We start from the raw sequence: 13,115 nt of genomic DNA on the forward strand, positions 1-13,115 counted from the left end.
CTGCCGGCCCTGACCATTCCCGATTGTACCCTTTTTCTAAAATATCGAAACGGAAAGACCGCCCTTGAGGAACCGTTGAATGGTTGAGGCGGCTTTCCCTTATGAATGGGTGGTGCGCCATGTTTGATAAATTAAAAGGCGTTGAAGACCGTTTACAGGAACTGGAACGGCTGTTGTCCGATCCGAAGGTGGTCGCCGACAGAGACGCCTATCAAAAATATATTCGTGAACATGCGGAGATTTCATCCATCGTCGCCGCATTCAGGGAATTCAAACGGGTGGACCGGGAACTGGATGACAGCCTCGACCTGCTCAATGATGAGGACCCCGAGATGAAGAAGATGGCCGGCGAGGAGGTCGACCGGCTGGAGCGGGAGAAGGAAAGATTGCAGGAGGAACTGAAAATCCTTTTGGTTCCCAAGGACCCGTTGGACGACAAGAATGTGATCCTGGAGATCCGCGCCGGGACCGGCGGCGATGAAGCCGGACTTTTTGCCGGCGACCTGTTCAAGATGTACCAGCGCTATGCAGACGCCCGCGGATGGAAGGTGGATGTGATCGACCACCATACCACCGGTGTGGGAGGGCTAAAGGAGATCATTGCCAACGTTAACGGCAAAGGGGCCTACAGCCGCCTGAAATTCGAAAGCGGCACCCACCGGGTTCAACGGGTACCCACCACCGAAACCCAGGGACGGATTCATACTTCCGCCGTGACCGTGGCCGTGCTGCCCGAGGCGGAGGAGATCGAAGTCCATATCGATGCCAATGAACTGAAAGTGGATGTGTTTCGATCCTCAGGACCCGGCGGCCAGTCGGTCAATACCACCGACTCGGCGGTCCGCATCACCCACCTGCCGTCCGGCTTGGTGGTGACCTGCCAGGATGAAAAATCCCAGCATAAGAACAAAGCCAAAGCCCTGAAGGTTTTGCGTTCCCGGTTGTTGGACCAGATGGTCAGTGAGCAGAATGCGGAGCGCTCCCAGAATCGCAAAAACCAGGTGGGCACCGGTGACCGCAGCGAGCGGATCCGAACCTATAATTTCCCCCAGGGCCGGGTCACCGACCACCGCATCGGGTTGACCCTCTATAGACTGGAATCCATTCTCCAGGGCGACGTTGACGAGATCATCGATCCGCTGATCACCTATTACCAGAGTCAGGCACTCCAGCATGCCGAACGCGCTGACGGATAAACCGTCACCCTGGACCGTCCTGGACCTGGTCAAGTGGACGACCGGGTATTTCGGGGATCATCAGATCGAAAGTGCCCGCATCGAGGCGGAAATCCTGCTGGCCCATACCCTGGGGGCCCGGCGCATCGACCTCTATTTGAACTACGACCAGCCCCTGTGTGAAGATGAACTCAGGCGATTCAAGGCTTTGATCAAAAGGCGGGTGGATGGTGAACCCGTGGCGTATATTACCGGCATTCGCGAATTTTGGTCCATGCCATTGGCGGTGAATCCATCGGTGCTGATTCCCCGGCCGGAAACTGAATGCCTGGTGGAGGCCGTGCTGCCTTTTCTCGACAATCCCCCCGGATTGACGAAACGGGTGTTGGAGATGGGGGCCGGATCCGGAGCCATCGTCATTGCCTTGGCCCGCGAGCATCCCGAGAGTCACTTCGTGGCCATGGACCGATCCTTGGCCGCCCTGCAAACCGCCCGGCAAAATGCACGGACGCACAAGCTGGACCATCGAATCGACTGGTTCTGCGGAAGCTGGGAATCGGCCCTTGTGCCGGACCGGGAAACCTTCGACCTGATCGTTTCCAACCCGCCCTATATCCGCAGCGGTGATATTTCCATCCTGCAGCCGGAAATCCGCAATTATGAACCCCGGATAGCCCTGGATGGCAGGGGCGACGGCCTGGGGTGCCTTCGACCCATCATCCAGTCGGCCCACCGGTTTCTGAGACCCGGCGGCCTGATTGCGTTGGAAATGGGATGCGACCAGGCGGCCGACGTACGGTCCTTGAGCGAAGCGACGGGGGCTTACGAGGGGTTCAGGGTCGTCAAGGACTACAGTGGGCTGGACCGGGTTGCGCTGATGGAGAAGCGGGGTTGAAGGGTGAAGGGAATTCCTTTGGCCCTGAAAGGCTTCAGCCTTCGGTCTATTTACCGGGCGAATCGAAGATTCGACATTTTTGGCTTGCGACCTCACACTAATTTTGTTAAGTAAACTCGTTTTAAATTCACACGCCCGTGGACCTGATCCCGGTGCTCTCTGTGGAGAGTCGGATTCAGGGGGGAAGCGGGCGAAGGAAAAACCAACCCACAAGGAGAAAACAATGGCTTACGTGACAATGAAAGAACTGCTGGAAGCCGGTGTCCATTTCGGTCACCAGACCAAACGATGGAACCCCAAGATGAAACCGTACATCTTCGGGGCCAGAAACGGCATCTACATCATCGATCTGCAAAAAACCGTGAGAATGTTCAGGGATGCCTATGATTTCATCGTGGACACGGTAGCGGCCGGGAAATCGGTCCTGTTCGTCGGCACGAAGAAACAGGCCCGTGAATCCATCTACGAAGAGGCCAACCGGGCCGAAATGTTCTATGTTCAAAACCGCTGGCTGGGTGGGATGCTGACCAATTTTCAGACAATCAAGAAAAGCGTCGACCGCCTGAACTACCTCAACACCATTGAAAACGATGGATCCATCAGCCTGTTTCCCAAAAAAGAACGCCTGAAGCTGGGCAAGGAACGCCTGAAACTGGACAGCACCTTAGGCGGCATCCGCACCATGACCAAACTGCCCGGAGCCATTCTCGTCATCGATCCGGGCAATGAAGCCATTGCCGTGCGTGAGGGTCGCCGTTTGGGCATCCCCATCGTGGCTATCGTGGACACCAACTGTGATCCCGATGTCATCGATCATGTCATTCCCGGCAACGACGACGCGATTCGGGCCATTCGACTGGTTACCTCAAAAATGGCGGATGCCTGTATTGAGGGCAGGGACCGATACAATGAACGCCAGCAGGCAAAATTAGATAAGGGTGAAGAAGAAACCGAACTGGAGTCCGCCGCGGCAGAACTCAAGCCCGGTGAACGCAAGGTGATCTCCGATGGGTCCGACGGACCGGTGGTCGAAATCATCCGCAAAGGCACATCCGCTGCCGAAACTATCGAACCTAAAGAGGAAGCAGTGTCCTCAGAAGCAGAACCGACGGGAGAATAAATCACATGTCAGGTATCAGTGCAGCAATGGTCAAAGAACTCCGGGAAAAGTCCGGAGCCGGTATCATGGATTGTAAAACAGCCCTGGGCGAGTGTGACGGCGACCTTGAAAAAGCCATCGACTTTCTGAGAAAAAAGGGAATTGCCACCGCCGCCAAACGGGCCGGCCGGGCCACTTCCGAAGGCACCGTGCAATCATACATTCATATGGGAGGCAAAATCGGCGTCATGGTGGAAGTGAACTGCGAAACCGATTTTGTGGCCAAGACGGACGATTTTAACGACTTTGCCAGAAACATCGCCATGCATATCGCGGCCACCAATCCGGTGGGCATCGTTCCCGAGGATGTACCCCAGGCGGTGGTCGACCGGGAACGCGAAATCTACAAGGCGCAGGTTCTTGAGATGGGCAAGCCCGAGCAGATGGTAGAGAAGATTGCCGAGGGTAAACTGAACAAGTTTTTCAAGGACAGTTGCCTGATGAATCAACAGTACGTCAGGGAGCCGGACAAGACGATTGCCGATTACCTCAACGAAGTGATTGCCAGAACCGGTGAGAAAATTACCATCAAACGATTCGCCAGGTTTCAGATCGGAACGGAATAGCGGTGGCGGCCAAATTCAAACGGATCCTGCTCAAGCTGAGCGGTGAAGCCCTGATGGGCGATCAGGGCTTCGGCATCTGTCCCAATATGCTTTCCTACGTGGCGGGAGAGGTGCGCTCCATCGTTGAACTGGATGTGCAGTTGGCCATTGTGGTCGGCGGCGGAAATATTTTCCGCGGCGTGGCAGCCGGTGCTTTCGGCATGGAGCGGACATCGGCCGATCACATGGGCATGCTGGCCACGGTGCTCAACAGCCTGGCCCTGCAGGACGCCTTGGAAAAACGGGATATTCAGACCCGGGTGCAGACGGCCATCTCCATGCATGAGGTGGCCGAACCCTATATCCTGCGCCGGGCGCTGCGGCATCTGGAAAAAGGGCGGGTAGTCATCTTTGCCGCCGGGTCCGGGAATCCCTATTTTACCACCGACACGGCGGCGGTTCTGCGTGCCAAGGAAATCCATGCGGAAATCCTGCTCAAAGCCACCAAGGTCAACGGACTGTATGACTCCGATCCCGAACGCAATGTCGATGCCCGGTTCATCAAAACCATCAGTTATATGGAAGTGCTTGAACGGCAGCTGCGGGTCATGGACATGACGGCCATTTCCCTGGCCATGGACAATCAGCTGCCGCTGATGGTGTTCAACCTGAAAGAAAAGGGAAACATACTAAAGGTGGTCAGCGGAGAAGCCGTCGGAACCACCATCGGCGGATAAACGCCGGTTCGACCTGCCCGCCGCGTTAACTTTCAACCCCCGTGCAAACGAGGTGACTCAGCCATGATCGAATCCACACTTCAGGAAACCAAAGACCGGATGGGCAAAACCATCATGGATCTTAAAAACGAGCTCAAACGGGTAAGGACCGGACGGGCGTCGTTGTCTCTTCTGGACGGCATCCGGGTGGATTACTACGGCACGCAGACCCCACTGAACCAGATGGCCTCGCTGTCGGTGCCCGAAAGCCGCCTGATCGTCATTCAACCCTGGGATGTTTCCGCGATCAAGGAAATTGAAAAGGCCATTTTAAAATCCGATCTTGGTCTTACCCCGTCCAGCGACGGCAAACTGATCCGGATTTCCATTCCGCCACTGACCGAAGAGCGCCGCAAAGATCTGGTCAAGGTGGTCAGCAAGATGTGCGAGGAGCACAAGATCGCCACCCGCAACATCCGCCGGGATGCCAACGAACTGCTCAAGGGTTTTAAAAAAGACGGCGACATTTCGGAGGACGATGCCTTCAAGGCCCAGGACAGTGTCCAGAAGGTCACCGATGAGTATATTGCCAAAATAGACGAGATATACAAAAGCAAAGAGAAAGAGATCCTTGAATTCTAGTTCATCCGCTTCCATGCGAAATGAACTCGACCCCGACCGGATGCCCAAACACGTTGCCATCATCATGGACGGCAATGGCCGTTGGGCTAAAAAACGCTTGCTGAACCGCATTAACGGGCACGAAAAAGGGGCGGATGCCGTACGGACCATCGTGCGGACCGCCCGCAAGCTCAATATCGCTGCGCTTACCCTCTACGCCTTCTCCACCGAAAACTGGCAGCGGCCCCAACCCGAAATTTCAGGCCTCATGCTGCTGCTCCGGCGTTTTCTGTCGTCCGAACGCCAGACGCTGGTCGATAACGAGATCCGGCTGAACACCATCGGGCAGATCGACCGCCTGCCCCAAGCGGTTCGTGAAAACCTCGAGGCGGTCATGGACGCCACCGCAAACAACAAGCGGATGATCCTGAACCTGGCCCTCAGCTACGGGGCCCGCGCCGAAATCGTCGAGATGGTTAAACAGATTGCTGCCAAAGCCCGAGCGGGAGCCCTCGATCCGGCGGCGATAACAACCGAGACTGTTGCCGATCACCTGTACACCCGCGGAATGCCGGACGTGGACCTGTTGATCCGGACCAGCGGGGAAATGCGGATCAGCAATTTTCTTCTCTGGCAGATCGCCTATTCGGAAATCTTTTTTACACCGACCCTCTGGCCCGATTTCGGGGAAGAGGAGTTCGTGGCGATCCTCCACGATTACCAGCATCGGGAACGCCGTTTCGGCGCTATCCCGTCAACCTAGCCCGGTCAGCAACGGCCTTAAGGACGCCCATGCACCTGAAACGCTGGATCACCGGAATTGTTGCTCTGCCGATCATCTACCTCCTGGTGTCAGCCGGCGGCATGGTCTTCACGCTGTTGATTGCGGCCGTCAGTGTGATAACCCTGTGGGAGTATTACCGGGCGGTCTTTAAATCGAATGCCGACGGTCCGGCGCGACTGATCCCTGTGCTCGGACTTTGCCTGTCTCCGGTGATCATCGGGTCGGTATCCCGGGGAGCGCTGATCCACATCCCGTTGATTCTTGCCGTGGACCTTATCCTTGTGGCCGGATTGACCCTGCCGCTTTTCAAAGACGATACCCAGGCTCCCCATCGGGTGGGCAAGCAGGTGCTGGGGCTGGTTTACATTCCCGTTTTCCTGTCTTTTCTGGTCCTCATCCGCTTTGGCGAGAGCGGCGCCCAATGGATTTTCTGGCTTCTCTGCATCGTCGCGGCCGGTGACACCGGAGCGTTTTATTCAGGCACCTACCTGGGTCGCCACAAGCTTTGCCCCTGGGTCAGCCCCAAAAAGACCATCGAGGGCAGCCTGGGCGGACTGGCGGCCAATATCCTGGTTGCCCTGCTGTTTAAAATGATTCTGCTCCCTTCGCTGGCGACATTGCCATGCATCGTCTTTGCGGCGGTCATCGGTATCGCCGGGCAGGTGGGCGACCTGTTTGCATCTGAATTCAAACGATCGGCCGGCATCAAAGACTCCGGGACGCTGCTTCCCGGACACGGGGGGTTTCTCGACCGGCTGGATGCCCTTCTGTTTGCCTCTCCGCTTGCCTATCTGCTGAAAATCAGTATATTCTGATCGGGATTGTAAATCCGGCGCGAGAGACACCACGACCATGAAATCACTTTCCATACTGGGGGCAACCGGCTCTATCGGTTCCAATGCCCTCGACATTGTAAGGCAATTCCCGGATCGGTTCACGGTGAATGCGCTGACTGCCAAGACCCGGGTGGCGGCGCTGGCCCGGCAGATTGTCGAGTTCGCCCCCCGCATGGCCGCCGTGATCGACGCCGAGCATGCCGGACAATTGAAGGCGCTGCTGCCGCCGACCGCTGACGTGGAGATTGTCTTTGGAGAGGCCGGGTATGTTGAGGCCGCCACCTGTCCCGAAACCGACATGGTACTGGGTGCCATGGTGGGATCGGCCGGTCTGGTGCCGACCCTTGCCGCCATCGATGCCGGCAAGGACATCGCCCTGGCCAACAAAGAAACCCTGGTCATGGCCGGCGCCCTGGTGATGGAAAAAGTCGCCCGCCGTGGCGTTAAACTGATGCCTGTGGACAGCGAGCACAGTGCCATCTTCCAGAGCATGGCCGGTCAGGGGCGCAACGGGGTCCGTGAGATCCTGCTGACCGCATCCGGCGGCCCGTTCCTGAAACGGCCGGCCACGGATTTCAACGCCATCACCCCCCAAGACGCCCTGCGACACCCCAACTGGTCCATGGGCAGAAAAATTTCCATCGACTCGGCCACGCTGATGAACAAGGGCCTGGAAGTGATCGAAGCCCGGTGGCTTTTTGATGTGGACTTTGAGCGGATCAAGGTTGTGGTCCACCCCCAGAGCATTGTTCATTCGATGGTGGTCTACCAGGACGGCGCGGTGATCGCCCAGATGGGCGTTCCGGACATGAAGGGGGCCATTGCCTACGGCCTCTCCCATCCCCGGCGGTTGCCGCTGGATGTCCCGGCACCCGATTTTGCCCATATCGGTCAGCTTACCTTCGAAGAACCGGATCTGGAGCGGTTTCCCTGCCTGGCCCTGGCCTATCGGGCCGGTGAACAGGGGGGAACTCTGCCGGCCGTGCTCAATGCCGCCAATGAAGTGGCTGTGGACGCGTTTCTCGACAACCGGCTGCCGTTTATGGGGATTTACCCGATCATCGACCAGACCCTGAACCATCATTCCGGAATATATGGCGCTGACCTCGGTCAGCTAATCGAGGCGGACCGCTGGGCCAGAGAGACGGCCGACACGCTGATCCGCCGACAGGAGCGTTAACGTATCGCCTATGACCACTAATGTATTCGCCTTTGTCGTCGTTCTCGGTATCCTCATCTTTTTCCATGAACTGGGCCATTTTCTGGTTGCCAGGCTGTTTGGTGTCGGGGTTGAGAAATTCTCCCTGGGCTTCGGGCCGCGCCTGTTCGGCCGAACCGTGGGAATGACCGATTACCGTATTTCCGCCATCCCGCTGGGGGGGTACGTCAAGATGGTGGGCGATGAACCCGACGCCGAACTCGACCCGGAGATGATTCCTTATTCGTTCACCCACAAACATGTGTTCAAGAAAATCATGATCGTGGCGGCCGGCCCGTTTTTCAACCTGCTGCTGGCCGTCATCATCTATGCCGGCTTTTTTACCTTCATCGGCACCGAGGATATCCGCCCGGTCGTCAACCATGTGGTCAAGGAAAGCCCGGCCGAACGGGCCGGCCTGCAGGCCAACGATGTGGTGGTGGCCATCAACGGATCGACGGTCGCCTCCTGGAGCGATATCAACCGCCTGATCGCCGATGGTCAGGGAAGTGAAGTGCGCATTACCGCCAGGCGTGATGGAACTCTCTTCGATGTCGCCGTCACGCCCCAGACCAAGGTGGCCAAGGATCTTCTGGGGGACGATGCCCCTTACTATGACATCGGATTCTCCGGACTGGCGCCTCTCAAGGCCGTGGTCGGCGACGTCGCCGACGGCTACCCGGCTAAAAAAGCCGGCATGCAGCCAGGGGATCTGATCGTTGCCATCGACGATCACCCGGTAGACAGCTGGAATACGATGAAAGCGATCATCTCCCAAAGCAAGGGCGAGCCGCTGGCGGTCCGGTTTGTTCGCGGAGAAGAAACCCGGACGGTCGATATCACACCGGTTCTGTACAGTGAGGAAAATGTAATCGGGGAAAAGGTGGACAGCTACCGGATCGGCATTTCGACGCCGGGCATCAATATCCCCGAGGCCGATCGCATCACCATTAAGCGGGGACCCTTCCAGGCGGTTGTGGAAAGCGTGGATCAGACCTACCAGATCTCCCGGCTGACCCTTCTGAGCATCGGCAAGCTGATCAAGGGGACGGTCTCCACCAAGACATTGGGCGGTCCGATCATGATTGCGGAAATGGCCGGACAGCAGGCCAAAGCGGGGTTTACCAACCTGATCTTTTTCATTGCCGTGCTGAGCATCAATCTGGCCGTGCTCAATTTTCTGCCTATCCCGGTCCTGGATGGCGGTCATCTGATGTTCTTTTTCATCGAGGCGGTCATTCGGCGCCCCATCAACATCCGTATGCGCGAAATCGCCCAGCAGGCCGGTATTTTCCTCCTGATTCTGCTGATGATTTTTGTGTTTTACAATGATATCATGCGCATTTTTTCAAACTGAAGGATGCTTAACCATGCCGCAACGAATCGAAGTCACGTTAAAAGAGCAGCTTCTGGATGCGGAGGGGCAATCCCTTCGCCTCAAGGCCAAGAACTATTTTGATATCGATCTGCACCAGGTGCGCACGATTCATATCGTCACCATCGATGCGGATCTGACCACCGATCAGGTTGAACGGGTCCGCAGGGAGATATTCACCAATCCGGTAACCCAGGTGTCCTCCCTGCAGCCGCTGGATGTGGATTTCGACTGGATCGTCTGGGTCGGATTCCGTCCCGGCGTTCGGGACAACCCCGGCGCCACCGCCGTTGAGGCGGTGGAAGACCTGCTGCGGCTGCGACTCAAATCCGGCCAGGCGATCTACACATCAAAACGCTACTGCCTGAAGGGCAGCGGCGTCACCCGCCGGGATGCCGAAAAGATCGCCGGCGAGCTGCTGGCCAACGATATTATTCAGCAGTGGGCGGTGTTCGATCCCAACCAGTGGGATCCGACTGTCGGCATCGGGTTTATCATCCCCAAGGTGATGCTCGACCACCAACCCGAGGTGACCACGCTTTCCATCGACAGCGACGAAACGCTGGCCCGGCTCAGCGACGAGCGCAGCCTGTCCCTCAACCCCAGGGATATCCCCACCATCCGGTCTTATTTCCTGAAACCGGAGGTGCAGCACCAGCGCCGGCAGGTATCTCTGTCCGACCCGACGGACGTGGAGCTGGAATACATCTCCCAGGCCCGCAGCGATCACTGCAACCACAACACTTTTGGCGGCCGGTTCCGTTACCGGGACCTGGAGACCGGAAAAGAGGAAACGCTCGACAGCCTGTTCAAGACCTATATCCAGGGTCCCACCCTGGCGCTGAAAAAGAAAAAACCCTGGGTGGTCTCCGTATTGTGGGACAATGCAGGGGTGGGGCGTTTTGATGACGGCCACAACTACGTGATTACCGGGGAAACCCACAACTCGCCTTCGAACATGGAAGCCTACGGCGGCGCCATTACCGGTATCGTCGGCATTTACCGGGACCCCATGGGTACCGGCAAAGGCTCCCGATTGATCATGGGCAGCTACGGTTACTGCGTCGGGCCGCGTGATTACGCGGGCGATCTCAAACCGCGCCTGCACCCCAGACGGCTGCTGGACGGCGTTATCGAAGGGGTGCGCGACGGCGGCAATAAAAGCGGCATTCCCACGCCCTTCGGACAGGTGATGTTTCACCCGGGATACCTGGGAAAATGCCTGGTTTTCGTGACGGCCCTGGGGATCATGCCGGCTCAGATCAACGGCGAACCCTCGGATCAAAAAACCATCCTGCCCGGCGACCTGGCCATTATGTTGGGCGGCCGGGTGGGCAAGGACGGCATTCACGGCGTAACGGCCTCTTCGGCCTCCTTTTCCGAACACACGCCGGCCGGTCACGTCCAGATCGGCGACCCTTACACCCAGAAGAAGATGCACGATTTTCTGCTGGAAGCCCGTGACGAAGGGCTGATCCGCTTTATCACCGACAACGGCGGCGGCGGACTTTCCTCTTCCGTCGGCGAGAGCGCGCTTTTCTCCAACGGGTGCAACATCCAGCTGGAAAAAGTGCCCCTGAAATATGACGGCCTGGACCAGTGGGAAATCTGGATCTCCGAGTCCCAGGAGCGCATGACCGTGGCCATCGATCCCGCGCATCTGGACCGCTTCATGGCGTTGAGCCGGCAGCATGCCGTCGAAAGCACCGTGATCGGCACCTACACCGATACCGGGAAACTCCACATTACCTACAACGGGGCCACCTGCGCCTACATCGACCTGGATCTGCTCACATCGGCTTTTCCCCAATGGGAGTTCGAGGCGGTCTGGCGACCGCCGGCCTTGCGCGGCCTGACCGAGCCGGTACTGGGCGTTCCGGAAGCGTGGGAGCCGCTAATCCTGGATATGCTGGCGCGACCCAACGTCTGTTCCAAGGAGTGGGTGTGCCGCCAGTACGACCATGAGGTGCAGGGCACCAGCGTGATCAAACCTCTGATCGGCGCGGGGCGGGATGTGCCCACCGATGCGGCCGTGATTCGTCCGGTGCTGACATCGCAGCGGGGCCTGGTTTTTTCGCAGGCATTGATCCCCATGTATTCGGCCATCGATGCCTATCACATGACCGCCTGCACCATCGACGAGGCCGTTCGCCGGGCCATCGCCGTGGGCGGGGATCCGGACCATCTGGGCGGCGTGGACAATTTCTGCTGGCCCACCATCCAATACGATCCGTTGAAAAATCCCGACGGCAGGCATAAGGCCGCCCAGCTGGTGCGTTCGTGCCGGGCGCTCGAAACGATGTGCCTGGCCTATGGCATTCCGCTGCTGTCCGGCAAAGACTCGATGTACGTGGATGGGCATCTGCCGGGCCGCTATGGTGAGACCCATAAGGTTTCGGCGCTGGAGACCCTCCAGTTCTCGGTTACCGGCGTGATCCGTGACGTGGGCCGATGCCTCACCATGGATGCCAAAGTACCCGGCGATCGGGTCTGGGTTGTCGGGAGCACCAGAAATGAGTTGGGCGGGTCGGAGTACTATGAGCATCTGGGCCATGTGGGTGTAAATGTCCCCGAGGTCGACCCCGACGGCTTTGCAGCCCGCTATCGCACCATGGCCGAAGCGGTGAAAAAGGGGCTTCTGGCTTCCTGCCACGGCATTTATCGCGGCGGGCTGGCCGTTCATCTGGGACTGGTGGCCATGGGCGGCGAATTGGGCCTGACGGTGGACCTGGCCAAGGTCCCGTCGGACGGCGTCGACCGGGACGACACCCTGCTGTTTTCGGAAAGCGCCGGCCGGTTTATCGTTACCGTGGCGCCGGACAACCAGGATTCCTTCGCTGCGCTGTTTGCCGGGCAGCCGGCAGCCTGTGTGGGCGAGGTGACCGAATTGCCGCAATTGAAAATCACCGGCATTAATGGTAATTGCATCGCGGCATTGGCTGTTGAACGGATGAAGTCGGCCTGGAAAAGGCCTTTTGGGGATCTGATATGAGCACAAAACCGAATGTATTGGTGCTGACGGGTTTCGGCCTCAACTGCGATTATGAAACCGCCTATGCCTTTGAGCTTGCCGGCGCCGCGGCCAGGCGGGCACACATCAACGCCCTGATCGCCGGGGACGTGCGTCTGGATGATTTTCAGATCCTGGCCTTCGGCGGCGGCTTCAGCTGGGGTGACGACCATGGCGCCGGGGTGATTCAGGCCCTGCGCCTGAAGACGAACATCGGCGACCGGCTGCTCGATTTCGTGGCCGCGCAGAAACTGATTATCGGCATCTGCAACGGGTTCCAGACCCTGGTCAACCTCGGCCTACTGCCGGGGATCGGCGGGGATTACACCCGGCGATCCGTGGCCGTCACCTATAACGACTGCGGCAATTTTCGGGATCAATGGGTGCACCTGAAGGCCAATCCCGACGCGGCATGCATATTCACGAAAGGCATAGAAACCCTCGAACTGCCGGTCAGGCATGGTGAGGGAAAGTTCTATGCGGAAAGTGAAACGCTGAAAACACTGACGGAAAACCACCAGGTTGTCCTTCAATATGCCCTGCCGGACGGCCGGCCGGCCAACGGTGTCTTTCCTCACAATCCCAACGGATCCCTGGTTGACATTGCCGGCATCTGCGACCCCAGCGGTCGCATCTTCGGCCTGATGCCGCACCCGGAAGCCTATAACCATATTACCAACCACCCGGAATGGACCCGGCAGATGGAAAAGAAAAAGAGGACCGGGACGAGCGACGGGGGTAGGATGGGGGAGGGGATCCGGATCTTTGAGAATGCCGTGGCCTGTTTCAGCGAATGATGTT

General features: G+C 58.1%; 12 protein-coding genes. All 12 read left to right on the forward strand.

The window, feature by feature from the left end; translation table 11 throughout:
* Nucleotides 1–119 precede the first annotated feature (119 nt).
* Nucleotides 120–1,196: a peptide chain release factor 1 gene (prfA, locus tag ACHZBS_RS22035; RefSeq protein WP_394708018.1), complete on the forward strand. Its 1,077-nt coding sequence runs from the start codon at nucleotides 120–122 to the stop codon at nucleotides 1,194–1,196.
* Nucleotides 1,174–2,070 (forward strand): peptide chain release factor N(5)-glutamine methyltransferase, encoded by an 897-nt coding sequence (gene prmC, locus ACHZBS_RS22040; RefSeq protein WP_319408655.1) that lies wholly within the window; start codon nucleotides 1,174–1,176, stop codon nucleotides 2,068–2,070. The genes prfA and prmC overlap by 23 nt, the downstream gene beginning before the upstream one ends.
* A gap of 223 nt (nucleotides 2,071–2,293) precedes the next feature.
* On the forward strand, nucleotides 2,294–3,190 hold the full coding sequence (gene rpsB, locus ACHZBS_RS22045; RefSeq protein WP_319408656.1) for a 30S ribosomal protein S2: 897 nt from the start codon (nucleotides 2,294–2,296) through the stop codon (nucleotides 3,188–3,190).
* 5 nt (nucleotides 3,191–3,195) lie between these two features.
* On the forward strand, nucleotides 3,196–3,795 hold the full coding sequence (tsf, locus tag ACHZBS_RS22050; protein WP_319408657.1) for a translation elongation factor Ts: 600 nt from the start codon (nucleotides 3,196–3,198) through the stop codon (nucleotides 3,793–3,795).
* A complete protein-coding gene (gene pyrH / locus ACHZBS_RS22055; protein ID WP_394708050.1) occupies nucleotides 3,792–4,511 on the forward strand; it encodes a UMP kinase in 720 nt (239 codons plus the stop codon). Before tsf ends, pyrH begins: the two co-directional genes overlap by 4 nt.
* Before the next feature lie 63 nt (nucleotides 4,512–4,574).
* Nucleotides 4,575–5,132 carry a ribosome recycling factor gene (frr, locus tag ACHZBS_RS22060; RefSeq protein WP_319408659.1) on the forward strand — a complete coding sequence of 186 codons (558 nt, stop codon included), beginning with the start codon at nucleotides 4,575–4,577 and terminating at the stop codon, nucleotides 5,130–5,132.
* Nucleotides 5,122–5,874 carry an isoprenyl transferase gene (locus ACHZBS_RS22065; RefSeq protein WP_319408660.1) on the forward strand — a complete coding sequence of 251 codons (753 nt, stop codon included), beginning with the start codon at nucleotides 5,122–5,124 and terminating at the stop codon, nucleotides 5,872–5,874. The genes frr and ACHZBS_RS22065 overlap by 11 nt, the downstream gene beginning before the upstream one ends.
* Nucleotides 5,875–5,903: 29 nt before the next feature.
* Entirely contained in the window at nucleotides 5,904–6,710 is an 807-nt protein-coding gene (locus tag ACHZBS_RS22070) for a phosphatidate cytidylyltransferase (protein ID WP_319408661.1), read from the forward strand.
* A 37-nt stretch (nucleotides 6,711–6,747) separates the two neighbouring features.
* The gene (locus ACHZBS_RS22075) at nucleotides 6,748–7,911 is read left to right on the forward strand and encodes a 1-deoxy-D-xylulose-5-phosphate reductoisomerase (protein WP_319408662.1); all 1,164 of its coding nucleotides are present in this window, start codon (nucleotides 6,748–6,750) and stop codon (nucleotides 7,909–7,911) included.
* A gap of 10 nt (nucleotides 7,912–7,921) precedes the next feature.
* A complete protein-coding gene (gene rseP / locus ACHZBS_RS22080; RefSeq protein WP_319408663.1) occupies nucleotides 7,922–9,286 on the forward strand; it encodes an RIP metalloprotease RseP in 1,365 nt (454 codons plus the stop codon).
* A 13-nt stretch (nucleotides 9,287–9,299) separates the two neighbouring features.
* Nucleotides 9,300–12,296, forward strand: a complete 2,997-nt coding sequence (locus ACHZBS_RS22085) for an AIR synthase-related protein (RefSeq protein WP_319408664.1) — start codon at nucleotides 9,300–9,302, stop codon at nucleotides 12,294–12,296.
* A complete protein-coding gene (locus tag ACHZBS_RS22090; protein WP_319408665.1) occupies nucleotides 12,293–13,111 on the forward strand; it encodes a phosphoribosylformylglycinamidine synthase subunit PurQ in 819 nt (272 codons plus the stop codon). Before ACHZBS_RS22085 ends, ACHZBS_RS22090 begins: the two co-directional genes overlap by 4 nt.
* Nucleotides 13,112–13,115 lie beyond the last annotated feature (4 nt).

The organism is uncultured Desulfosarcina sp. (genome assembly GCF_963664155.2).
GTDB lineage: Bacteria > Desulfobacterota > Desulfobacteria > Desulfobacterales > Desulfosarcinaceae > Desulfosarcina.